We start from the raw sequence: 22,602 nt of genomic DNA, 5'->3' as shown, positions 1-22,602 counted from the left end.
GCTAGCGCAAGGCCCGGAGCTTCTTGCGGCCAAGGGCGGCGGGGTCCGTGGAGCCGTAATCGTCAAGCAGCACGTTCAGGTAAAAACGGGCGTTGCCCTTGTCGCCAAGGGCGGCGTAGGCATAGCCCAGCTTCAGGAGCGCTGCGGCGGCCTTTTCGTGCTTGGGGTACAGACGGTGCACGTCCTTAAAGGCCACGACGGACTCGGGGTAGCGCTTTTCGTGATAATAGCTTTCCCCCAGCCAATAGCGGGCATTGGGCTGGAGCGCACTTTTGGGGTAGGTGGCGATAAAGCGCTGGAGTTCGGCGCGGCCTTCCTTGGTCTTGCCTGCCAGAACGTGCTTCAGGCCCGCATCGTACAGCGCCTTGGCGCTCATGGCGGAGGCAGACGCTTTGGCGGGTGCGGCTTTGGCAACCTTTTTCGGTGCTTCCACCTTGACCGTACGCGCTCGCTTCTTACCCTTCACTTCCGGATAGGCGTCCCACTTCTTATCGCTCTGCGGCGTTTCGGCGGCATTCGTGGTGACCGGGCCGGGTTCCGGCAGGTCCTGAGAGCTCAGCAGGGGCTGGTCCTTCTGCTCGGCAGGCGCGTCGTCACCGGGCTGGCTTTCCAGCTGGTTTAAACGCTTTTCAACGATGTCCAGCCGCTCCGCGTGGCTCAGCTGGGTGTTTTTGAACCCGAGGGCTTTTTCCTCAAGGTTTTGAAGCCGCCATTCCTCGCTCTTGCTCCATTGCTTGCCGGTCTGACAACCGCCAAGCAGAACAACGAGCGCCGCGGTAAGAAGTGTTGCCCGAACGCTGAGGGCCATTTCCGCCTCCTGTTGATGTGGTTCTCCGCATTGGTTGCGCATATTAAATAGGCGACAACGAAGGAAAACTCAAGGTGTCCCGGCGGAAAAGAAATGCCCGCAGAACTTCGGCAACCTTGCCCTGAGGCGGTTTTTAGGGCAAGTAAAACCCGCCTGTACACAATATGAATCGTCCGTATCCCTATCGAAGGAGCCTCTTGCAATGACGTTTGCGGATTTCAATCCCCGGCTGCTGGGGGGGCATGCACTGCTGGCCATCCATTTTGCAGTGGTACTGACCGGTCTCGGCGCATTTCCCCTTGCCGTTGTCAGTGAATACATCGCTGGCGCCAAAAAGAAAGTATTTCTGAAAAAGTTTGCCCAGCAGGTCAGCCTGATGGGCGTGCTGTTTGTTTTCGCCGCGCTGCTGTCCGTGTTCGGCTCCATAGCCTACCTGCACTACACTGGTGCGCAGGACATCCGGCCATGGCTGACCACGCTGCGCCCCATCACCTCTGCCAACTTTGGCTCCCTTGGCGTCATGGCTCTCTTCGCCACCATTTACGCCTTTACGTGGAAAGGCTCCCGCAAGGTGCCGGGCCTGCACAAGCTGTGGGGCGTGCTGGCCAGCCTTGGCGCGCTGGCCACACTGGCCTGTCCCCTGAGCACCCAGCTGATGTCCATGGCCAACCGCCCCCTGCCGGGCACCGCACAGGAGCTGAGCACCTTTCTGCTTTCCGGCATGGGCAGCTTGTTCTTTGCGCCGCTCTTTCTGCTGACGCTGACCCTTGCCGTGGCCTTTGCCGCCGCCTTCGGCCTTGTGTGGATGATTCTGCGCCGTGGCCGCGATGACTGGGGCCGCGACTACTACAGCTACGCCAGCCGCTACTGTGCGGGCTGGGCCGCTGCGGCCAGCGTTGCCGCTGCCGCCTGCACCGGGTGGCTGTTCTATACCATCCAGCCCACCGTCGCCGCCGCATCCCTCGGCGAAATGACGCGCTATTTCACCATGGGCGGCGCGGGCCTTGCCGTCTTGGCCAGCCTGCTGTGGGCTGTGGTCCTCAAGGCCGCAACCCCCATGCGCCATAAGCCGACCATGGTTATCGCCGCCCTGTGCCTGCTTGTTGCCGCCATGGGCATGTTTGAAACATGGGCCATGACCCTGCTGGCCGCCACGCCGTAATACGCCAGCACGGACCATTCGTACGCCACAAGAAAAACGCCGGAGTGCACTGCACTCCGGCGTTTTTGTATTGCGATGTGACCTACGGGTTAGGGAACAGCCGCCGTCGCCCTCGTGGACATGCGGTAGATTTCATGCGGGTCGAGGATAAGCACCACGGAGCCGTCGCCCATGATGGTGGCACCGGAGATGCCTTCCTTCTCCCCAAGGTAGTCGCCAAGGGGCTTGATGACGATTTCCTGCCGCTCCAGCAGGCTGTCCACAATGATGCCAAGGCGGCGGTTGCCGTCCTGAATCACCACGATGGGCAACTGCTTGCGCGTATCCTCTTCGCCTCCTGAGTCGGAGTCGATTTCCAGAATCTCGGAGAGTTCCAGAATGCCGAGGACCTCGCCGCGCATGGTGACGGCCTTGCGGTTGTTGACCTCGGTGAGGAGGTCGGCATCCAACTTGGTGGTCTCGGACACGGCTTCAAGGGGAATGGCGTAGACCTGACCGCCCACGGTAATCATCAGTGCGTCGATGATGGCGAGCGTCAGCGGCAGGGACAGGGTAAAGCGCGTGCCCTTGCCGACGTCGGTCTGCACGTTGATGGAGCCTTTGAGGTTTTTGATGTTCGTCTTTACGACGTCCATGCCGACACCTCGGCCCGAGATGTCCGTAATCTTCTCTGCGCCGGAGAAGCCCGGAGCGAAAATCAGCTCAATGGCCTGCTGGTCGTCCAGCGCCTTGGCCTCTTCGGGCGAGATAACGCCCTTCTTGACGCCGACTTCGCGCATGCGCTGGGGGTCAATGCCCTTGCCGTCGTCCTCGACCTCAATATTCACGGAGTTGCCCGCGTGGTAGGCGCGCAGGTAGACCTTGCCGGTTTCGGGCTTGGAGGTCTCCTTGCGTTCCGCCGGGGACTCAAGGCCGTGGTCCACGGAGTTTCGGATAAGGTGGACAAGCGGATCGCCGATTTCCTCGATGACGCTCTTGTCCAGTTCCGTCTCTTCGCCTTCCATGATGAGTTCCACGTTCTTGCCGCTCTTGCGCGACAAGTCGCGGACAAGGCGGGGGAAGCGGGTGAACACGGTCTTCACGGGCACCATGCGCACTTTCATAATGGTGTCCTGCAGGTCATCAGAAATGCGGGCCATTGCGTAAGTGGTTTCCGTCAGATTCGATGCCACGTCCTGCAGGTCCACGCCTTCGCCGCTTTCGCCGCCCTCTTCCAAGTGCCGGGCCAGCATGGTGAACCGGTTGCGGTTGATGATCAACTCGCCAATGAGGTTCATCAGGTGGTCCAGCTTCTCGTGGTCCACGCGGATGGTGGAGGAGACCTTGGGCTTGTGCGCGTCCTTGGCGGCAGCTTTGGCCGCGGGCTTGGCGGCGGGGGCCTTCTTGGGCTCCGGGGCGGGCGCGGGCTTGGCAGCAGCCTTTGGCTCGGGCTTGGGTTCCGGCTTTGCCTCGGCTTTCGGCTCCGGTTTGGGCTCAGGCTTAGGCTCAGGTTTAGGCTCTTCCTTAGGCTCCTCTTTGGGGGCCTCCGGTTCAGGCTGCGGCTCAGCCGCGGGAGCATGCTCCAGCTCCTCTTCGGCAGCGGCGGCCAGTTCCTCTTCGCCACCGCCCTTCAGGCGAGTCACGATACCCTGAATCTGGTCGCTCAGGATGCCACATTCCTGACGCAGGATGTCCAGCATCAGGGAAAAATCCATATCCGCCGTACGGGCCTGATCCACCAGTCCTGCGGTGCGGCCTGCATTGAGCTTGATGTCTTCAAAGCCCATGTATCCGGCGGAATTCTGCACGGTGATGAGCGAGCGGTACAACGCATCCACAAAGCTGGACTGCGAGGGGTCCTTGCCCAGTTCCTCAAGGGAGAGGTTGATGGCGGCAATCTGCTGGTCCACCGTGGCGATGAAGATACCTGCGTCCTCTTCGTCCACCTCCAGCTTGGGCTGAGGCTCGGCGGCGGGCTTGGCGGCCGGCGCGGGCTTTTCCTCCTGCGCGGGGGCGGGCACCTCCGCGGGGGCGTCCTGCGCTTTGGATTCCTCGTCGCCTTCTGTCTGGGGCAAAAGGATTTCGCCGGTCTTCTCGGCGTGCTGCAGGGCGTGCACCAGCTTACGCGTGTCCAAGGATTCCGCCTCGGCACTCTCGGAGTCCACGTTGCCGATGAGGGTTTCAATGGCGTCGGCCACCATGAGCAACAGATCAACCAGCGGCTGCGAGACCTTCATCTCGCCGCGGCGCACAATGTTGAGGAGCGTCTCGGCCTCGTGCGTCAGGGAATTGAGGTCCTTGAAGCCAACAATGCCGCTGTTGCCCTTCAGGTTGTGGTAGTACCGAAAGATGTCGTTGACGGTCTCGTCGGGCGTTTCATCCTTTTCCAAACCGAGCAAGGCTTCGTTGAGATTTTGGACGATCTCTCGGGCTTCTTCGAGGAAGTCCTCAAGGTGTTCCTTGGCCGCCACGGTGAGGGTGTACCTTTCTACCACGAAGGGTTCCAGCTCCTCCTCCGGCTCGGCGGCTGGCGGCGCGGGGGTGCCCGGCTCGGCGACCGCCGGGGTCTCATCGACCTCGGGCGCAGCGGGGGCGGCCGGAGCTTCACCACCCGCAAGCAGGGCGTCCAGCGTGTTCACCGTGTTGGTGATATCCACATCGCCTTCACCGCCCTCCGTCTCCAGATTATCAATCATGGTCCGTAAGAGGTCCGTGGAGCTCAGGATAACGTCCATAATCTCAGACGTGACCACCATCTTGCCCTTGCGCAGTTCGTCCATGACGTTTTCTGCGCGGTGGGCGAGCATATTGATGGTGTTCAGCCCAAGAAAACCCGATGCCCCCTTGAGGGAATGCATGGGCCTGAAGATTTCGTTCAGGAGGTCCAGATTCTCGGGGTTGTTCTCAAGCTCAAGCAGATTTGGCTCAATCGTCTCTAGATGCTCTTTGGCCTCTATGATGAAATCTGCAAATATTTCAGGATCCATGAACTCCTGACTCATTGCCCTACCTCAAAAGTTCGGCGTTCCGGAGTGAGAAAGACCAACCGGACACCCGTTGGAAACAGTCCAGGCGCAAATCGGCCGATTACGCGCCAAGGAGCATTTTGACGTTCTTCACCATGGTATCGGGCTGAGCGGGCTTGACCATGTACAGGTTGGCACCAAGGTTCAGGCCGGTTTGGATGTCCTTGTCCTGACCTTCCGTGGAAAGCACGACGATGGGCACGTCCCTGTAGGTATCTTGCTCGCGGACCGTCTTGATAAAGGTGAAGCCGTCCATGCGTGGCATGTTCACATCGGAGATGATGAGGTCCACATGCTCTGCGGAGTACAGCTTCTCAAGACCATCCAGCCCGTCTTCGGCGGTCGTCACCTTGAAGCCTTCCTTCTTCATGATGAAGGCAACCAGATTCCGCACAGTCTTAGAATCGTCCACAATAAGAATATGTTTAGACATTTTCTCTCCCTATCCCTTGAGAACCTTGTCCACGATGCGGTCAACCGAAAGGATGCCTACCAGCCTCGCGTCCTCAGCCTTGAGGAGCCCTGCCACGTATTCGACGTTGCCGCCGAGGTGGGTTTCCACTCCCCAGTCGATGCTGTCCTGCTCAACCCTATACATCGTCTTCACCGATTCAATCAGAAGGCCCACCTGCAACCCCTTGCGTTTACAGACGACAATGAAACGGCAGTCTTCTTTCGCCACGGGGATGCCCATCAGCATGCCGGTCATGACCAGTGGCGTGACGCGGCCTCGCAGATTCACGATGCCCGAGATAAATCCCGGGGCCGCCGGAAGCTTGGTCGGAGCGACATATTTGATGACCTCCTGCACGGTGTCGATGGGAACCGTAAACTCCTGCCCGCCTAGCGAGAAGGCAACCAGCTGGAGGGAAGGCTCGTTCTTGAGGCTTTCCATCAGGTCTGGTTCGTCTACGGAGTCCTGCGCCGTCTGCCCGTCATCAGAACGCCGTGCAAAGCCCGGGGCCGCCTGCACCTGTGCAGGGTCCGGCAGGCTCTGTCCTGCGGCGTCCGCGTTTTCCCCGTGCCCCATGTATTTCTTCAGAAAGGCCTGTTCGGCCTCCGTCAGATTCTCATCGGACTCCGGGAGAAAATTGCGTTCCAGAAAGTATTCCTCAGGCGTCTTCATTCGCTACGATCTCTTTTGCTAACAGGGAGTATTCGATGGCGCCGCGGGAGTTTTCATCTATCTCGTAGATAACCTTGCCCTTGGCGCTCGCCTCGCGAAAGTTGGTGTCCAGATTGATGACCGTTTCAAACATCTTGTCGCCGAGTTTCTTTCTCAGCAGATTCAGCACCCGTCTGCACGCGCCAGCCCTGCGGTCGAACATTGTCGGCAGGGCCCGAAACCGGATGGGGCGGGCCAGCACCCGGTTCAGCGTGCGTATTGTGTCAAAGAGCAGCCGCAGTCCATGCAGGGCCAGAAAGTCGGTCTGGATGGGGATAATCACCAGATCCGATGCCACCAAGGCGTTGACCAGAAGCACACCGACATGCGGTGGACAGTCCAAAACGATGTAGTCGTACTCATCCCGCAGCGGCTCCAACGCATCCTTGAATATTGCCCCGCGCCCGGGGCGGGACTTCAGGTCCATCTCCAATTCGGAGAGGCGGATGCTTGCCGCGGCAAAATCAAACCCCGGTTTTTGCTCCTGGTGGATGATCTTTTTCCACAGCTCGGGGACGTCGTCCTTCTCGGCATAAAAGATGTCGAGAACAGTGTGGGTCAGGTCCTCCGGGTAGTGCGCCAGATGGATGGAGGCGCAGGCATGGGGGTCCAGGTCCATGACCACGGTCTTCTTCCCCAGCCTGTGCAGCGCGGCCCCGAGGCTCAGCGCTGTTGTCGTCTTCCCTACGCCACCCTTTTGGTTGGCGACGGCGAGCACCTTAATACCCAACGTTTTTCCCTCGTCGTGTACGCGCCCGTCCCGCATGGGGCGCATTGTGGCGTCAGCGCGGGACTTTTCTTCCGGGCCTGTCCCCTCTTACACTGCTCTTGAGATAAATCTCCTCAGTGCCTGCAGGTCGTCAAAGTCCACATCCAAAAAGCGAATGCCATGCTTGTAGCGCGTCAGAGGCATAATTTCCTCAATGCGGACAACCTCGGCAATGGCCTGCAGGTACTGGCCTGCGTCACTTTCAAAGACCTTGAAGTAGCCGGAGTGGAACTTGTTGAGGCTTGGGATAAAAATCTTCACCTGCAACTTGTCCCCGTCCTTGAACTTCTGCCCGCAGACGACGCTCATTCCACTTGCGCTGATGTCCGCGCAGCTGACTTCATGTTTCTTCTGCCGTGCCAAAGGAAAGCGAAACTCTCGCAGCTCCACACGAAAATTCTTGGGGAGTCGGACTTCCCTGCGTCTCTCGGTTGCATTCATCGCGACGGATTTCCTCCTGCATGCAAGTACCACGAGGCACGTTAACCCTTCTTGTAGACAATGGCTCCGGTGTAGTGCATCGGCTTGAATGCACGGGTGATGTTATGCAGCGACTCGGAGTGTCCAATCAGCAGGAACCCTCCGGGCAGAAGATTGTCGTAGAATGAACTGATGACATTCTTCTTCATGGCATCATCAAAGTAGATGATGACGTTGCGGCAGAAGACGATGTGAGAGCGTTCCACACGCTTAAGCTGCATACGATCGCTGAGGTTGATTTGCCCAAAGGTGATGAGCTTTTTCAGCTCTGGCTTCACCTTGAATTTGCCGTCTTCCTCATCGAAGTACTTGGGAATAATTTCCTTCGGTGTCGTGCGAAGCGCATACTCCGTATACACGCCCCGGCGCGCCGACGCCAGCACCGCGTCCGAAAGGTCGTTGGCGGTGATGCGAATATCCCAAGAACTTATTTCACTGCGCAAGGTTTCATGCAGCTGGATGGCCATGGTGTAGGGCTCTTCGCCCGTGGAACATCCTGCCGACCAAATACGCAGCTTCTTGGTGCCCTTCTTGCGCTGCTCATCAAGGATTTCCTTCAGGACATTTTCCTGAAAGACCTTAAGCTGCGGCGGGTTGCGGAAAAAGCTCGTCTCGTTGGTGGTAACCACCTCAAAGAGTTTGCTCAGCTCCTGCCGTTTTTGCGCGTCGTACTGCAAGTAGTAATAGTACTCGCCAAAGGACTTGAGGTTCAGGTGCTTCAACCGGTTCCGGAGTCGGTTTTCCAACAGATACTTGCGGTTATCTGCAATATAGATGCCGCACTTATCGTAGATGAAATCCCGGAGCTGTTTGAACTCCTCCGGAGAAATCGTGAACTCCTTCTTCAGGGAGATGGTCTTGGAGAAGAGAGAAGACATGTTAGCTACCCTCCCCGCCTTGTTCATCCTGAATTCGAGCGAGCGCGTCCTCGGCTGCCGCGGAAAGTTCGGGGTTCTCGGAATTGACGATTTCCAAAAGCGCGCGGAACGCGTTTTCGCCGCCAATGGAGCCTAGCGTCTCCACGACCTTAATCTGCACCAGCGGGGACTCATCCTCCGCGAGGTCCATCAGGCGGGGGATGGCCTTCTTGGCGGCCTTTTGTCCCAGCGCCTCCACAGCGCGCACACGGACCCAGTCGTCGGCGTCATCCAGCGCAACGAGAAGCATGGGCACCACGGCGTCATCGTCACAGCCGCCCATAAGGTCCACAACAGCCAGCCGCACTTCGCGGTTTTCGTCGCTCAGGCGGTTTTCGATAACCGGGAGCCACGTTTGCAGGTCTGCACACATGTGGGAGAAGGCCTCAAGGGCCACCTTGCGGATGTCGGGAATTTCGTCCTCAAGGGCGAGCTTGATGTCCTCGATATTGGAGGCAATATCCAGCTTGCCCATGGCGTAGACGGCCATAAGCCGGTGGATGGGTTCCGGACTGCGGAACAGCGTGTGGAAGCGCTCGTTCATCGCCTCGCCGCCCACGTTCACGCAGGCTTCCAGCGCGGCTTCCTTCACGTCGTCGTAGGGATGTTCGAGGAAGCCGAAGAGCACCTCGCCGGTGTCTTCGTCCTTGAGCACGGTGCCGAAGTAGGCCAGCGCCCCTTTGAGCACGGTGCCGTCGTTGTGCTTTTGGAGCACATCAAGGAAGAAGTCCTTCACCACCGCGCCGCAATTGGTCAGGGAAGTAATCAGGGCGCGCTGCACGTCGCGTTCGCAGTCCCAGAAGACGTCGGTCATCAGCGAGCAGACCGCTTCATCATCGGTCCGGCCCAGCGCCTCAACAGCCACCAGCGCCCTGTGGGTGTCCTTGCCGTGCAGGCCGTCCTTGAGGGCCTCCGTCAGGCCAATGTTGGCAAGGGCGTCCACGGCAATGCCAAGGCGCTCCGGCACGCGCTCGGGGTCCATGTGCGAGGCGAGTTCCAGAACCTCTGCCGAGGCCTTTTCGCCGCCCACAAAGCCGAGGCCAAGGATGGCGGCGTCCTGAATGTCCTCTTCCTCATCATGGATGGCGATGAGCAGGTACTGCCGGAATTTTTCTCGTTCCTTCTGCGACAGCAGCTTAAGCGACTTGCCGCCAAGGATGTTGACGATGGCTTTCACAATTTTATTGCGCAGAGCGGTGGGAGAGGAATCCATCTGCGACAGCAGCATCGGCACGGCCTTGACGTTGGCCATCTCGCCGAGGGCCTCGACAATCATGGACGCCACGAGGTCGGAACTGCGGCCCATAGCCTTGGCCAGTGCGCCAATGGAACTGTCGTCGCGCACCTTGGCCAGTGCCTCAATGACGGCGAACTGAATCCATTCCTCATCCTTGAGGGCTTGGTTCAAATATTTGGCACCATGCTTCAGCTGCAATTCGCCAAGGCTGACCGCGGCCTGATACCGCACGTTCACCTCGGGGTCCTTCAGCAACATGTCGCCAAGCGGCGACACCGCCTGGGAACTGCCGCTGGAGCCGAGAATGTCGGACACAAATATCCGAATATCCGGGTCTTCGTCGTGCACCAGTTTGGTCAACGACGACATGGCCTCCCCCGCTATCTCGCGGAGGATGTCCATGGACAGGTTTCGCACGGGAGCATCATCGGAACGCAAGAGAGGAATGACGGCCTCTGCCGTCTCTACGCCCCCCAGCTTACGCAGCGCCATGTCCGCGGCTTCCTGCAACCCCAAGTTGTCCGACAGCAAAAGCTGGGCAAGGTCTGGAATGGCCTCGCGGCATTCCTTGTCTCCCGCGAGGAAAGCGGCTTCGCGCTTGTCCTCCACCTCGCCGGTTTGCAGGACTTTGGCTATCTCCTTGCAGTTCTCCATCATTCTCCCATCCTTGCATCATTCTCCCGGGTTGACGCCCGGGGCGGCATATGGGTCACTTGTAAAGATTGTCGATTATGGCACTGGCCATGTCGTCGATGTCCACAATCTCATCTGCCAGGCCCGCGTCGACTATCGCCTTGGGCATTCCATACACAACGCAGGTTGCGTCACTCTGGGCCAAGGCCCGTCCGCCGCGCTGTTTTAGGACCTTCATACCTTCCATGCCATCATTGCCCATACCGGTCAAAATGACACCGAGAGCACGCCGTCCTACCCCTCCGGCAACCGACGCGAGCAGTTCATTCGCCGACGGTTTATACAGCGCCTCGGCCGGCCTTTCGGACACGACCACATCAATGCGGCTCACCTTCTGTTCAATGCGCAGATGCTTGCCGCCGGGGGCGACGTACACCGTACGCGGGGCGAAACGCTCGCCGTTTTCGGCCTCCTTCACACGCAGCGGGCAGACACTGTCCAGCCGCTTGGCAAAGGGCCCGGTAAACGCGGCAGGCATATGCTGAGCAATCAGTATGCCAGCGGGGAAGTCCGCAGGCAGCTGCGACAGCACTTTTTGCACCGCAGGCGGGCCACCGGTGGATACGCCAATGGCGACCACGTCACGCTTTAGGCTACCACCAATTCTGGGCTTTCTGGGGGCTGCGGGAGCGGCAGGAGTTGCCGCGGGGGTCGCCGCCGGTGCGGCCTTGGCCCGGACGGGGGCCTTTGGCGCGCGGAATTTGCGGCGGCCAACGGTAAGCACCTTTTTCCGCAGGTCTTCCTCGATTTTGATGATATCCAAGGAAACCTTGGAGAGCTGCTTGGGAATAAAGTCAACAGCCCCAAGCTCCATGGCTTTCAGGGTGGACTCGGCTCCTTCGGTTGTCAGAGAACTGACCATAAGCACAGGTCTGGGCATCTCCATCATAATATGCCGCAAAGCAGTCAATCCGTCCATACGGGGCATCTCGATATCGAGGGTTACCACGTCTGGCTGATGCTTGCGCACCATCTCAAGCCCCTCTTCGCCATTGCGGGCAGTCGCCACAACACGAATACTGGGGTCCTTTTCGAGCATGGTCTGGATTGCTTTGCGCATGAAGGCGGAATCATCCACCACTACGACCGTCACCACGTCGGGAACTCCTTTTCAACAGCAGGCTATGACACGACGCCTCTGGCACAGAACGAGCGGATACCAAGGCGAATCGTACCATGATTAGGACATCAATCACAGCAAAAATGGTTTAAGACAAGGGTGTAAAAGAAATACGAGGTGGAGACAACTCCAATTTCCGCCACAGAGGTGCCACACAACTCACTTTCTGCCCCCTTCCCCCTTGGCGGGGCAAAAAGTCTCGACGAAATTTTCAAAATAATCGTAAAAAGTACTTGCCAAACAGGGATAAAACACCTAATCACTCTCTCCGTCGACGGGATGTGGCTCAGTTTGGTAGAGCGCTGCGTTCGGGACGCAGAGACCGCGCGTTCAAATCGCGCCATCCCGACCAAGGATTACAAGGGTTTAGAGGCTTTTTCCTCTAAACCCTTTTTTCGTGGGATACAGCCGTGGGATACAAATGCAGCCTTGTGCAACGCCATCCCCCTGACGAAATCCCCTTATCCTCCCGGAACGCCTAGTATTCGCCCGCGCCATTTTTGTATCCCGTTGGGATACAAGCCGACTCCACGCCACTTCGAATTTTCAAAAAAACGACATCTTCCCCTTTATTCCATAGGCCTCCCCGGCCGTGTCACTGACATCTTCGATACCGTTCAGCTTTGCACAAACCTGCCAAACCTTGCACACCGTGCAAGCGGCCCTTCTCTCCGGAAGCACTGACCACGGCTGCCTCCGCACCCCATTGCACCACACACCGAACTTGCCAAAAAACGACGAAAAACACCGCAGGCGGGGGTCAGGGCAGTTCGTTTTTTCGGCGGGGTCGGTGCGTACGCAACTTTTAACGCGCCAAGCGTTAGGACTTCCTGTGAGTTCGTGAAGCTGATAGGCAAGATCGAAACCCAACTACAGGAGGAACTTATGTTACGCAGAATGTTTGTCTTGGGAATGTTTGCGGCGCTGACCGCAGTAATGTTGACCGCGTGCGGTGGTGGTTTGCCAGAGGATCCGGCTGTGCAGGCCGTGGCAAAGATGATGAACCAGCCCGAGAATGTCGAGCAATGGAAAACCGCGCCCTTGTTCGGCGGGACTGCGGTTCTTGCCGATGACGCGCATTTTTGGCTTGCTCCGGACGGCAAAGTGATGGCGGCCGACGGCTACGCAGCAATGCTGGCCCCCAACCTGCCCGACACGCCACCGTCCATCTCTGCCTCAACCATCACGAGGGCCATTGACGGTGAAGCCATTGAAACCGCAGCGGCCTTTGCACTGCCCTATCAAAAATTCCTGCAAGACTTCGGTGGCGCCGTGGCTCCTGTACCCTTCAAGAAGGATATCTACCGCAGCTACAAACTCGGCGACTTTGGTTTGCTCAACATTGAGGAGCAAGGCGGGCAGGTGACGCAGATCAACCTGAATGGCTATTTTAGGAAGGATACGGCGGACGATTACGCCACAGCTGTAATTGCCCTTGTTCAGACGGCCCCGTTCTCCGACAAGTCGGCAGCGTCTAAGGCGTTCGGTTCTCTCCTGAAACAGGCAAAAGCTACAGCAGGAGAGGCACAGAAGGCCACCGTCGCGGGAGTGGACCTCGTCGTGACCTACACGGCAAATGAAGTGCTTGATATCATCGCCACACCGGCAGCATAGCCACAAAAAAAAGGCGGGCCTCTCGGTCCGCCTTTCCCCTATCCCGAAATACTCTCCAAATCCCCCCGCAGATCACCGACATTCCCGGCATGACCAGCCACCCCGCTTTGCACGTCTGGCGGGGTAGTTATGCCTGCGGGGTGGGTGTGGGTGGCCAGTTTGTTCAGTGCCTCGCGTGTCTCTTCCATAAACCCCAAAACCGTCGGCAGGAAGCTGACTGTGCCGTCCGTGCTGACTATGGCGAAGGTCTCCGCCGTCATGGCGATGTGGGCGGCTTGTAGGCTCTTGTCGCCGCTCACGGCCTCGCTTGAATCCGCCCCCACGGTCACGCTCCGCCCTCCGCCTACCGTGACCGTACTCTCGCCGCCTATGGTCTTCTGCTCGTCGCCTTCCACCATCTCCGCGCGGTTGCGCTTGATTGTCGTATTTTCGTCCTTGCCCACCACTTTGAGGGCGTCGCGCGCTACTGTCTCGCGCTGGTCGCTTGCCGTGGTCAGATTCAGGTTATCCGCGCTGGAGAGATTCGCGCAGCCGCCAGACAGGAGTTTTAGCGCGCCGTGGGCCTCTATGTGCTTCACGCCGCCGACCACTTCCGAACTCTCCTCCTCGATGCGCCGGGTTTCGCGGCCGAGATCGGCCACCGCCTCCCCGGTCCGGACGGTGCGGCGCAGGCTTTCGTCCGTGATGCCCCGGTCCGTGACGCGCCTCCAGTTGCCGCCGGGATCGACTTCCTGAAACACCGCCGCGTTCTGCTGCCATCTCTGCTGGCCTCGGCGCAAGTCGGGCAAAGATAGCCCCTGCGGATAAATTTGACGCACAAGCGGGCAATCAGGCCGCCCGTAGGCGAACCCCACAACCAGCAACGCCCCCGGCTCCGGAGCGCCGTACAGGCCCGCTTCCATGCCCGCCCCCACGGCAACGGGCAGCGGAACGGCTTCATAGACCGGAAAAGCCGCGTCCCGCTCGCCTTCCGGCGTCAGGATCTCAATATCCACGGCGTAGCGCGGCCGGAAGCGGTCACACGCTGCGCCGCCCCCCGGCGGATCCGCTACGGCCAGCACGCGCGCATAGCGGTCAAGATGCAGTCCCGCCGAGAGTTCCGGGAACAGGGCCAGCACGGCCCGCTTGATTGTCTTCAGCATTGCACCACCATTTCATGCCCAGAAAATTGCACACTCGCCACGCGGCGGCCGTTGAGCTGCACGCCGGGGCGAAGGTGTGGGATTGCGGGGAGCTTTTTGCCGCCGTCGGCGCTGACGCGGCTGAACCACTTTTCCGCCAGCTCCACCGGGCGCGACGCCCAGCGGGAGTCCTGCCACGCGCCCACGTAGACCGCGCCGTCTCCTTGCTGCTGCCACATGGCGTCCTTGATGCCGAACACCGCGCCGATCTGGTCCATGCCGTGGTACCCGCGGCCCAAGGTCTGGAAGTACGGCACGCGGCGGCGGGTGTATGGGGCATCCGGCAGCACGAATTCCAGCCCGGTCAGCCCCGTATACGCGGCCAACACGTCATGCAGGTCCGGGTGACGCAGGCTGACGGGCAGGGGCGCGGCCAGCACGGCGGCCAGCTCACGGCACATGATGCGCTGTTGTGTGTCGTCCACGGTGTGCGAGGCCTCCACCACGCCCATGAAAAACGCCACGGCCTCGTCACTGGTGTATCCCATCTCAAAACGCACTAGCCCGGACAGCGGCGCAGCAGCTTGCACCTGAAACACCGCCCGCCCCGGCTGGTGGAGCTGCAACCGGATATCCTCCGACACCAGCGGAACCACCTTTCCGCCCACGGCCAGCGACTTGGCGAGCTTCACCGCAGCGCCCTCCCAAAGGACTGCACAACTCCGTCAAAACGTAGCGCAGTCTGCGCGGCGCGCTCTGCCGCGCCAAGGATGTCGCCAGTGGCGGGGGATTGTTCCGTATCCGGCGCAGGCGCGGGGACGCCCTCGCCCTCCGGCGTGACGGCTTTTCCTTCGCTCTGCTGCTCCACGGTCTTCTGCTTTGGTTTCTGGCGTGTTTCCACGCGCTCGGGCACGCTCATGTGCTCGCGCAGAGTGAACGACACGGACCACGCGGCAAGGCCGTCCACCTCCTGCCACTGCACGTGGTCGCAGAATTGCGCCTGCCGCACGCCCGCCGCATTGGCCGTCAGGTTGGCAACGGTGTAGATGTGCAGCGTACCGTCCTCGTCCTTGGCCTCGGCAATGCGGATAAGCCCCCGCAAGGCGTGGGACTCGGCAAAGGGCACCGTGCACGACACACGCAGCTTCTTGGGCTTCACGCCCTTTTCCGCCGTGGCCGTGCCGCTCGTCTCGCCCGAAAGGTCCGCCGTCTTGATCTCCAGATCACCGGAAACGCGCAGGCCGTAGCCCGGCACGGTGAAATCATCCAGCCGCAACAACGTATTCACGTCAGCATCTCCCGAAAAAATCGCATATGTTCCGGCGGAGCAAGCCAGCAGAGCAGCGCGGTCAACTTGTACCCTCGCGCCGGGACCGGGGCGGCCAGCACGTCGCGCCGAATCTGCGCCGCACTCCCTTGAGCGTGGAGCACATGCCCGGCGTCCCCCTGCATCAGCTTCAGCAGACGCTGCCATGCGCCGTCCTGCCCGGCCAGCCGCGCGCTGCAGCGCTCCATGACGGCGGTCAATTCATCCTCCGGACGCGTGTTCTCGGCGTCGAAGCCGTCCACCTGCGCAAGGCGCGCGCCAAGGGTCCGGGCGCACTGGTCCACCGACGTGTGCCGGCACGGATCCTGTTCACCCCACTCCGGCTGCGCCGGGGCCACCGGACGCACAAACTTGTCCCGCTCCAGCGTGACCAACCACCCCGCGCGGCGCTCCGCCATCTGCATGGCCGTCACCGGAAAAACCGCATTCACAGTGTGCAGGGCGTCGCGGAAACCCGCGTGCGAGGTGCCGCAGACCATAAGGCCCACGGCCTCCAGCGCGCCGCCCGGCGGCGAGTTCTCGGCGTCGGCCAGCTTGGTGGCCAAGCACTCCACCGCGGCCTCCGGCGTCAGATACGCGGGGACGCCGCGGCGGTCGCCCACTGTATGCACGTAGGGGTGTATGGCCAGACACACGCCGCCCACGGACACCAACTCCGCCAACCGCGCCCGGAGCGCCAAAGCGCCCGCAGCCTGTCCGGCCACGGGCGACGGTGTAAGGGGGAGCCGACCACGCACAACGCCCAGACGCCCCGCGCTGGCCGCGCTGGCCTCACCAGCCCCGGCCAGCGCGGCGCCCGCTGCATCATGTATCGCCACCGCCTCCTGCGGCAAAGCAAACCCACCTCGCGCCCAGACCATACCCTAAACCTCCACACCTGCCGCCGCGCCCTCCGGCTCCGGAGCAACCTCCACCTCCGGGGCTGCCGTGGGGGCGGTGGGCCAATCAATGACGCGAGGAAACTCGGGCTGGTCCGGAACGGATTCAAGGGCGTTGGCGTAGGCATCCCATGCGGCAAGCTGCGCATCGATGCCCGCCGTGTCGCCCGAGGCAGCCACGACAACGCGACGCTTGCGCAGGAGCTGCATCACGGCGGGGTCGTAGGCCTCGCGCATAAGGCGGTCCCGCTCGGCGCGGGCGCGCTCTGCGAGTTCGGCCTCAGTGGGTTCTGGCGGCGGGGGCGGGTCCACGGCAACGGGGCGGCCGTTGGCGTCAGGTTGGATGAGCTTGCCGCGTGCCTGTGCGTCCAGTAAGGCGCGGTGTTCGGCATCGGTGATTTTCACCGCGTCGGCGGGTATGTTGTTGCCGTGTAGTGCTGTGGTGTAAAAGCCGTTTGTTGTTGAACTGTACTTCACAGCGACCTCCTATTTCCCTAATGAAAACCATTGTATGGGTCCAGTTATACCGTCCGCACTAGCTCGGCTATCCCAGCTTGAGCGCCACGTGAATCCCTGTGATGTGAATGACATAACACACATCCCTTCACTGGAAGCGCCGCTGTTCGTTTTCCCGACGTGACTACCGATCAACACTTGTAGACAAGTATTGGGGTATGTAGCAGGGAAAAGACAATTCCCTTCTGCTTCGTTGCCTATATTTCCCGTCAGAAAGCTTCCCCACTGCAAAATCAACCCACTGGGTAGTTTCTGCCATCCGCTTTCACCAAGACTCTGCGTCCACTCGCCCCGGTCCACCTTGTTCCCGTTGATACTGGCCACTTGGTCAGCCAGCGCCAGCAGGTCCACCTGCGCGGCGTTCACCGCGACGTCGGCGACCTTGATGCAGGGCAGAGCGTAGCTAGTCTTGGGGCGGTTCTCGTCGGCGGTGGGGACAACACGGGAAGCGTCAAAAAACACTCTATATGCATTAGCTGAAGCACTCGCATGTGCCGGTTTACCTGAGATTTCCTCATTGTAGAAAACACCATGGTCTCCTCCGAGATAATCACCCGCACCTAAGTCACTGCGGTGACCGAAGTCGCCCGTAATATTCCGAATCGCATCACCAGCCCAATCCCCAGCCTCTTTCCCCGCTTCCCCCGGCCGCGCCGCCGCAATGTAGTGGCGGTAGCACGGCAGGATAATATGCTCCACCGTCACGCAGTACCGCCCGCACGAACCGTCCTGCGCCGCCGCTTCCGCGTCCCATGCGGATTCGTCGGTCAGGTAGTTCCCAGCGGCAAGGACGGCCTCGTCCAACTGCGGGTACAGGCCGCGCTGGAACTTCTGTTTGACGTTGGCGGGGACGGTTCCGGGCAGGGGGACACCGAGCGAGGACCAGCAAAGCTGCCCCACGGGGACGCCCGCCACATTGTCCCACGCCACGCTCCCGTCCTCCTGCTTCACCAGCACCTGCCCCGGCTCGCCGCCGCCAAGGGGCATACCGTGCGGGTCGGCGTCGTCGAGGTGCTGTTGCACTTCCTTCTTGCCGCCGTTCTCCAGCAGATAGCGAACCACATCGGTCTGTACGTCTTCCACCCGGCGGGCGTCCGTAATGCGCCCGGCCGCATCGATGTCGGCAAGGCGCTGGACGTAGTGCTGCACACCTGCGGCGTCGGTGTAGTCGCTTTTGTCTTCGCCCAGCACCGGCACGGCGCGGGGGACGATGTCGGAGCCTTCGGGCATCAGGGCCACGTCCAGCCACACGCTCTTGGGCAGCGCGCCGGGGGTGATGGGGTGTGCGCCCGTCAGTTCCACACGCACGCCCTCCACGTAGCCCGTGCCCGGACGCAGCGCGTAGGCCTCGCCGTCCGCCACCAGCTTGGCAGCGTCGCCAAAGAAGCACTGCCGCCCGTACAGGTCACGGTTTGCGCGGCGTTCGCGCTCGTCAATGCCCTTAAGGCGTGCGGTAAAGTCCACCTGCCACGTCTTCGCCTCCACGGTGACGCCCGTGGTGCCCAGTGCGCCCGTGAACTCCACAAGCACGTTGCGCGTCAGGTTGTTGCCCTGCGTCTCCCCCGCCGTTTGCCTCTTCTGAATCTCGGGCAGGTGCGTCACAGTCACGATGGTGCCGTCCTGCGCCGCAAGGCCCACCCAGTTGAAGGTGAAGTCCCCCACGTCGCTGCCGAGCAGCATGGAATACACCACCTGATTCGGATTCACGTAGCCCTTGAACTCGTCGGGAATGACGTACTGGTGCACGATCTGCTCGGCCGGGGGCATGCCCTCCGCCCGCTCCACGGGCTGGTCCGGATCCTGCCCCGGCACAAGGGCCAAGACGAAGTGGTCAAGGAGAAGGGGCGCGCCTGCGGCTTGCTTCTGAGCAATGAGGCTTTCCCCTGCGTAGGTGATGACTGTTGCCATGGTTCTTCCTTGGTTACAGAGTCGCAAAATCGTTGCCGAACTCGCTGGCCCGCGCACCCACGGCGCAGGGCGGCACGGCGGCATGGTCCATGCTGTAGCTGTTGCCGAACTCCACGGCGCGCACGCCGACGGGAACCGGTGCAATCACGGTCCACTCATAGCGGCGGCAGGTGCGGCCATAGTGCTGGATGAGTACGTCCAGCAGCGCCTGATTGCCCGCCAGCTGGCTATCCGTCAGCCGGATGGCCACCACGTCCCAATCCCGGCCCGGCATACGCTCGTCAATCTCCACATAGCCGATGCCAAGGCGCTGAAAGATGCGCCTAAAACCGGCTACGCTCCCGGCGTCACGCGCGTTGGCGTAGGCGTACTTCACGCGGCGGCGGAACAGCTCCAGCGGCTCCCCGGCAAAGCGGTCAATGTCGCGCTGCCACGCCAGCAGGCCGAGAACGCTTTCCGTGCAGGTTTCCGGGTCCATCTGCATGACGGGCCACTGCGCCCACTCGCACAGCTGGGCAAACCATACAGCGGCTGCGCGCTCCAGCGCGGCGTTCTCCGGCCCGGCCAGCCAAAACGGCAGCTTGCCCATGCCCATCTACTCGGCCCCCATGACGACGGACAGCGTGCCCAAAACGGGCAACTCCATGTCCGTGAGGATGTCCCCTTGCGAGAACTCCACGGAGCGCAGATCCGCGCATGCGGCGTGCAGCTCCTCCGCCAGCTGGGAGAAGGAGAACCGCGAGAACGGCCACGTCCGCGTAACGTCGTAATCCGCATTTTCACGGAACGCGGCGCGGATCATGTCCGCCACGCGCTGGCGCAGGGCGTCCTGCCGTTCTGCGGGCAGGTGGGGCACCGGATGCACGGTGGCCGTCAGGTCAATGGAGCGTTGCGCCATGGGCCAGCAGCGCAGGTCATCGCCGTGCCCATGGTTGCCGGAGTCGCGCACGTGGGCGTTGATGGAGTCGATAAACTCCGCCGAGGGCGTGCCCGTCTCCAGCATGATGAAGCAGTCCGCGCTGCCGGGGCCACGCGGGGCATCGTGTCTGAAATAGATGTAATCGGTCCGGATACCCGCAAAGGTGGCGATGTCCGCCGTGTATGCGGCGTCGTGGTGGTACTGGCCCACGGCGCTGAACTGGGTGCGGCACCGAAGGCGCAGCTCGTCGTCCTGTTCCTCATCCGCGCCGGGGGTACCCAGCCAGTCCGCCGCGTTGGTGACGGACGCCACACCGGGCACGGGCTGGGGCAGAATGGAATAGTACCCCGGCCCAAGGTTGTAAGCGCTGCCCGCCCGCTCCGCGCGCACGGGGGCCGTAGCGGTCAGCTGACCATCCACGGCGGTGACGTCCTGCGTGGTGGTCAGTCTGTAGACGTAGCCGCCAAGGCTGGGGCTTTCCACCACGGTCCCAGCAGGGATAAGCAGCTCCCCCGCTGCCGTCTCCCGCGTGAAGGTCACGCTTCCGGCCGCATGGGTTGCGGGCTTGCGCGTGAGGTCCACGCCCCATGCGTACACGTCAAGCCAGCGCCCCGAGGCGTAGCGCAGAAACACGTTGGGCAGCGCGTGGTCTTTCAGCACGCCAACCAACTGCACGCATGGCTCGGTGACAATGGCGGAAATAAGCCGCCAGAACGGGGACCACTTGCTGTTGTTGGTGATCTGCCCGCCCTGCTCGTCGTTGATCGCGTCCCAGCGGGCCTGCATGGCCTCGCGCGTTGTGGGGACGTCTGCGTCCTGTAGCATCTGCTCGAACAGCTTCATCCCTCGGCCTCCAGCTGCATGGCGAGGTCGCCAAACGCTACGGTTTGCGCCAGCAGATAGAACTGGCCAGAACGCGGCTCCGTAATCTGCACGGAGCCGGGCACGATACGGTCGTCGTCCTCCACCTCAATGGTCAGGCGGACCACGGCGGATTCCTTGGTGCCGGCATCACGGTTGCCCACCAGCTCCACAAGGATCCCCGTCTCGCGGATCATGTGCTTGATGTCCTGCGCGATGGACGCCCGACCATCCACCATGAGGGGCTGCCCGCCATGGTCTAGGGTCATATCGTCGTCAGTGATGCACAGGTCCACATAGCGCTGCGGCATCTAGCCCACCTCCATCAGGAGCAGTTCCCGCAGCTCCTGCGGGTCCATGTCGCCTGCGTAATTGATATTGACTGTTCCCACGTGCATGGCCGAGGACTGGGACGACGAGGACGCTACGTTCTTGGTGATGGACTTGGTCAGGCCTCCGGCGGGTACGGCGGATTGCGTAGGGGCTTCAAGGGCGCGCGGCGGCGCGGGGGCTGCCTTCTTCGGCTCCGCCGCGTCGGAATCACCGCCAAAGCCGGGCAGGTAGCTGAGCTTATCCAGCACCCATTCCACCATGCCGCCAAGGTTCTTGAACCACCCCACCACTGACTCCACCACCTTCATGAAGCCCTTGCCCCATGAGGAATCCAAAAACGCGGCCTTGAGGTCGTCCCACCAGTAGATCACTGCGCCAATGACAGCCATAAGGCCCACAAGAAGCCCCACAATGATGCCCACAGGGTTGGCCCACATAGCGGCATTGGTGGCAAGGATGGCAATACGAAATACGGCCATGACGCCGCGCAAAAGTTTCATGACACCACTCACCAGCAGCATGGACGCTTGCCAGCCAATCATCACCACGCGCGCCAGCCCTGCCGCCATGGTAAACGCGCCCATGGCCGCGGTGATGGACAGGATGGTCAGCACGCCATAGCCAATCCACTTGGTGACGGTGGGGAACTCCTTGGTCCAACGCGTCAGCACGGCCGCACCGTCGGCAAGGCTGTCAATGACGGGATTGATGACAGGCAGGAGCGCTTGACCAAAGCCGATGCGCATGGCGGTGACGCCTGAATTGAAGCGGTCCATGGGGTCCACCATCTCCTGCGCCATCTCCTGCGCCTTCTCCATGCCCTGCACGTTGCCGAGGGTGGAAATATTCTTGGCCAGCCCTTCAGAGTCCGCCAAGAGCAACTTAATCATGGACGAGGCTTCTTCGGAGCCGAAGGCCTTTTTCAGCGCGTCACTGTCTTCCAAGGCCTTGAGCGAACCAAACTTGCCCTTAATCTTGCCGAGGATATCCACCATGCCCAGCATGTTGCCTTCGGCATCGGTGAAGGACAGGCCCAGCTTTTCCTGTGCCTGTCCTACTCCCGCCAGAAAGGCCTTGTACTTTGTGCCCGCCTCGCTGCCGCTCATGGTGGATTGCAGCTGGCCGAGGATAGCCATCTGTTCGGCGGCATCGATGCCCGCCGCCGTGGCGTTCGCGCCCACGCTCGTAAACGCGGCGCTCATCTCCATGCCCGTGGTCTTGAACATCTGTACGGCGGTGGCCGTCTGGCCAGACAGCTGTTCCACCCATTCGGCCTTGCCCATGGCGTCGGCCTTGTTCTTAAAGATGCCGTACATGGTGCCCATGTAGGACGTGATCGTGCCGGCATCGGCCTTGGTGCCCTTGGCCAGCACGTTGGACGCATTGGTAAACGCGGCCAGCTCGTTGCCCTCCAGCCCGGCAATGGCGGACTGAATGTCATAGGCGGAGCGCGTGAACTCGCTGGCGGAAGCCCCGTACTTGGTGCTGAATTGCAGCGCCTCGTCCCCAAGGCCTGCAAGCACGTCATCGGCAACGCCAAGGCTGGCCACCTCGCCCATGGCCTTGCTCATCTCGCGCGCCGGCGCGGTGAGGGCATCAAGGGCGAAGCCCGCTCCCGCCACGGCGGCCCCGCCCATGCCCACCTGCATAAAGGCGCTTTGGGCAGAGTCCGCCATGGTGGTCAGCTTGTTCTGAATCTTGCCTATGGGTCCGGTCACCCGGTCCTGCAAGTTGAAGCCAAAGGTCAACTTTTCCAGAATGGCGCTCAT

At 61.2% G+C, this 22,602-nt stretch carries 21 protein-coding genes and 1 tRNA gene; 3 read left to right on the top strand and 19 right to left on the bottom strand.

Translation table 11 applies throughout. The features are described from left to right. Position 1: 1 nt before the first annotated feature. Positions 2-808 (bottom strand): tol-pal system protein YbgF, encoded by an 807-nt coding sequence (gene ybgF, locus ACYQ2T_RS14520; RefSeq protein ID WP_459901506.1) that lies wholly within the window; start codon positions 806-808, stop codon positions 2-4. A gap of 202 nt (positions 809-1,010) precedes the next feature. On the opposite strand from ybgF, the gene ACYQ2T_RS14515 reads away from it, so the two are divergent. After that, positions 1,011-1,970: a hypothetical protein gene (locus ACYQ2T_RS14515; RefSeq protein ID WP_459901504.1), complete on the top strand. Its 960-nt coding sequence runs from the start codon at positions 1,011-1,013 to the stop codon at positions 1,968-1,970. Between the two features lie 89 nt (positions 1,971-2,059). On the opposite strand, the gene ACYQ2T_RS14510 is transcribed toward ACYQ2T_RS14515, so the two are convergent. The 8 genes from ACYQ2T_RS14510 to ACYQ2T_RS14475 all read right to left on the bottom strand — a co-directional run bounded on the left by ACYQ2T_RS14510 (position 2,060) and on the right by ACYQ2T_RS14475 (position 11,332). Beyond that, positions 2,060-4,951, bottom strand: coding sequence for a chemotaxis protein CheA (locus ACYQ2T_RS14510; protein ID WP_459901502.1), 2,892 nt, complete (start codon positions 4,949-4,951; stop codon positions 2,060-2,062). An 85-nt stretch (positions 4,952-5,036) separates the two neighbouring features. Continuing rightward, complete coding sequence (locus tag ACYQ2T_RS14505; RefSeq protein ID WP_404843113.1) at positions 5,037-5,408, bottom strand: response regulator; 372 nt, start codon at positions 5,406-5,408, stop codon at positions 5,037-5,039. A 9-nt stretch (positions 5,409-5,417) separates the two neighbouring features. Next, positions 5,418-6,101 carry a chemotaxis protein CheW gene (locus ACYQ2T_RS14500; RefSeq protein WP_459901500.1) on the bottom strand — a complete coding sequence of 228 codons (684 nt, stop codon included), beginning with the start codon at positions 6,099-6,101 and terminating at the stop codon, positions 5,418-5,420. After that, complete coding sequence (locus ACYQ2T_RS14495; RefSeq protein ID WP_459901498.1) at positions 6,088-6,870, bottom strand: ParA family protein; 783 nt, start codon at positions 6,868-6,870, stop codon at positions 6,088-6,090. The genes ACYQ2T_RS14500 and ACYQ2T_RS14495 overlap by 14 nt, the downstream gene beginning before the upstream one ends. 87 nt (positions 6,871-6,957) lie before the next feature. Continuing rightward, positions 6,958-7,350 carry a PilZ domain-containing protein gene (locus ACYQ2T_RS14490; protein WP_404843116.1) on the bottom strand — a complete coding sequence of 131 codons (393 nt, stop codon included), beginning with the start codon at positions 7,348-7,350 and terminating at the stop codon, positions 6,958-6,960. Between the two features lie 41 nt (positions 7,351-7,391). Beyond that, positions 7,392-8,267, bottom strand: a complete 876-nt coding sequence (locus tag ACYQ2T_RS14485) for a CheR family methyltransferase (RefSeq protein WP_404843117.1) — start codon at positions 8,265-8,267, stop codon at positions 7,392-7,394. 1 nt (position 8,268) lies between these two features. Continuing rightward, positions 8,269-10,200 (bottom strand): HEAT repeat domain-containing protein, encoded by a 1,932-nt coding sequence (locus tag ACYQ2T_RS14480; protein ID WP_459901496.1) that lies wholly within the window; start codon positions 10,198-10,200, stop codon positions 8,269-8,271. Between the two features lie 52 nt (positions 10,201-10,252). Then, complete coding sequence (locus ACYQ2T_RS14475) at positions 10,253-11,332, bottom strand: protein-glutamate methylesterase/protein-glutamine glutaminase (RefSeq protein WP_459901495.1); 1,080 nt, start codon at positions 11,330-11,332, stop codon at positions 10,253-10,255. Positions 11,333-11,631: 299 nt separating this feature from the next. On the opposite strand from ACYQ2T_RS14475, the gene ACYQ2T_RS14470 reads away from it, so the two are divergent. After that, positions 11,632-11,708, top strand: a tRNA-Pro gene (locus tag ACYQ2T_RS14470). A gap of 533 nt (positions 11,709-12,241) precedes the next feature. Further along, positions 12,242-12,970 carry a hypothetical protein gene (locus tag ACYQ2T_RS14465; protein WP_459901494.1) on the top strand — a complete coding sequence of 243 codons (729 nt, stop codon included), beginning with the start codon at positions 12,242-12,244 and terminating at the stop codon, positions 12,968-12,970. Positions 12,971-13,008: 38 nt separating this feature from the next. On the opposite strand, the gene ACYQ2T_RS14460 is transcribed toward ACYQ2T_RS14465, so the two are convergent. Genes ACYQ2T_RS14460 through ACYQ2T_RS14415 form a run of 10 tightly spaced genes read right to left on the bottom strand, consistent with a single transcriptional unit; the run spans position 13,009 to position 22,602 of the window. Further along, positions 13,009-14,112, bottom strand: a complete 1,104-nt coding sequence (locus tag ACYQ2T_RS14460) for a bacteriophage T4 gp5 trimerization domain-containing protein (protein WP_459901492.1) — start codon at positions 14,110-14,112, stop codon at positions 13,009-13,011. Beyond that, on the bottom strand, positions 14,106-14,783 hold the full coding sequence (locus ACYQ2T_RS14455; protein ID WP_459901491.1) for a hypothetical protein: 678 nt from the start codon (positions 14,781-14,783) through the stop codon (positions 14,106-14,108). Before ACYQ2T_RS14455 ends, ACYQ2T_RS14460 begins: the two co-directional genes overlap by 7 nt. Then, a complete protein-coding gene (locus tag ACYQ2T_RS14450) occupies positions 14,780-15,379 on the bottom strand; it encodes a baseplate complex protein (protein ID WP_459901490.1) in 600 nt (199 codons plus the stop codon). The genes ACYQ2T_RS14455 and ACYQ2T_RS14450 overlap by 4 nt, the downstream gene beginning before the upstream one ends. Next, positions 15,376-16,236: a hypothetical protein gene (locus ACYQ2T_RS14445; protein WP_459901489.1), complete on the bottom strand. Its 861-nt coding sequence runs from the start codon at positions 16,234-16,236 to the stop codon at positions 15,376-15,378. Before ACYQ2T_RS14445 ends, ACYQ2T_RS14450 begins: the two co-directional genes overlap by 4 nt. A 45-nt stretch (positions 16,237-16,281) precedes the next feature. Next, a complete protein-coding gene (locus ACYQ2T_RS14440) occupies positions 16,282-16,773 on the bottom strand; it encodes a tail fiber assembly protein (RefSeq protein WP_459901487.1) in 492 nt (163 codons plus the stop codon). 9 nt (positions 16,774-16,782) lie between these two features. Continuing rightward, the gene (locus ACYQ2T_RS14435; protein WP_459901485.1) at positions 16,783-18,720 is read right to left on the bottom strand and encodes a phage tail protein; all 1,938 of its coding nucleotides are present in this window, start codon (positions 18,718-18,720) and stop codon (positions 16,783-16,785) included. A 13-nt stretch (positions 18,721-18,733) separates the two neighbouring features. Continuing rightward, positions 18,734-19,309 carry a phage tail protein I gene (locus tag ACYQ2T_RS14430; protein WP_459901484.1) on the bottom strand — a complete coding sequence of 192 codons (576 nt, stop codon included), beginning with the start codon at positions 19,307-19,309 and terminating at the stop codon, positions 18,734-18,736. A gap of 6 nt (positions 19,310-19,315) precedes the next feature. After that, positions 19,316-20,482, bottom strand: coding sequence for a baseplate J/gp47 family protein (locus ACYQ2T_RS14425; protein WP_459901482.1), 1,167 nt, complete (start codon positions 20,480-20,482; stop codon positions 19,316-19,318). Next, entirely contained in the window at positions 20,479-20,811 is a 333-nt protein-coding gene (locus tag ACYQ2T_RS14420; protein WP_459901480.1) for a DUF2590 family protein, read from the bottom strand. Before ACYQ2T_RS14420 ends, ACYQ2T_RS14425 begins: the two co-directional genes overlap by 4 nt. Next, a complete protein-coding gene (locus ACYQ2T_RS14415) occupies positions 20,812-22,602 on the bottom strand; it encodes a phage tail tape measure protein (RefSeq protein WP_459901478.1) in 1,791 nt (596 codons plus the stop codon).

It is taken from the genome of Desulfobaculum senezii, assembly GCF_054657395.1.
This window is presented reverse-complemented; position numbering and strand designations above follow the sequence as displayed.

Bases quoted from the DNA above. Each gene is read 5' to 3' on its own strand.
- ACYQ2T_RS14420 (WP_459901480.1), bottom strand. From the start codon at position 20,811: ATGCCGCAGCGCTATGTGGACCTGTGCATCACTGACGACGATATGACC.
- ACYQ2T_RS14415 (WP_459901478.1), bottom strand. From the start codon at position 22,602: ATGAGCGCCATTCTGGAAAAGTTGACCTTTGGCTTCAACTTGCAGGAC.
- ACYQ2T_RS14430 (WP_459901484.1), bottom strand. From the start codon at position 19,309: ATGGGCAAGCTGCCGTTTTGGCTGGCCGGGCCGGAGAACGCCGCGCTG.
- ybgF (WP_459901506.1), bottom strand. From the start codon at position 808: ATGGCCCTCAGCGTTCGGGCAACACTTCTTACCGCGGCGCTCGTTGTT.
- ACYQ2T_RS14505 (WP_404843113.1), bottom strand. From the start codon at position 5,408: ATGTCTAAACATATTCTTATTGTGGACGATTCTAAGACTGTGCGGAAT.
- ACYQ2T_RS14435 (WP_459901485.1), bottom strand. From the start codon at position 18,720: ATGGCAACAGTCATCACCTACGCAGGGGAAAGCCTCATTGCTCAGAAG.
- ACYQ2T_RS14500 (WP_459901500.1), bottom strand. From the start codon at position 6,101: ATGAAGACGCCTGAGGAATACTTTCTGGAACGCAATTTTCTCCCGGAG.
- ACYQ2T_RS14480 (WP_459901496.1), bottom strand. From the start codon at position 10,200: ATGATGGAGAACTGCAAGGAGATAGCCAAAGTCCTGCAAACCGGCGAG.
- ACYQ2T_RS14460 (WP_459901492.1), bottom strand. From the start codon at position 14,112: ATGCTGAAGACAATCAAGCGGGCCGTGCTGGCCCTGTTCCCGGAACTC.
- ACYQ2T_RS14490 (WP_404843116.1), bottom strand. From the start codon at position 7,350: ATGAATGCAACCGAGAGACGCAGGGAAGTCCGACTCCCCAAGAATTTT.
- ACYQ2T_RS14485 (WP_404843117.1), bottom strand. From the start codon at position 8,267: ATGTCTTCTCTCTTCTCCAAGACCATCTCCCTGAAGAAGGAGTTCACG.
- ACYQ2T_RS14510 (WP_459901502.1), bottom strand. From the start codon at position 4,951: ATGAGTCAGGAGTTCATGGATCCTGAAATATTTGCAGATTTCATCATA.
- ACYQ2T_RS14425 (WP_459901482.1), bottom strand. From the start codon at position 20,482: ATGAAGCTGTTCGAGCAGATGCTACAGGACGCAGACGTCCCCACAACG.
- ACYQ2T_RS14515 (WP_459901504.1), top strand. From the start codon at position 1,011: ATGACGTTTGCGGATTTCAATCCCCGGCTGCTGGGGGGGCATGCACTG.
- ACYQ2T_RS14465 (WP_459901494.1), top strand. From the start codon at position 12,242: ATGTTACGCAGAATGTTTGTCTTGGGAATGTTTGCGGCGCTGACCGCA.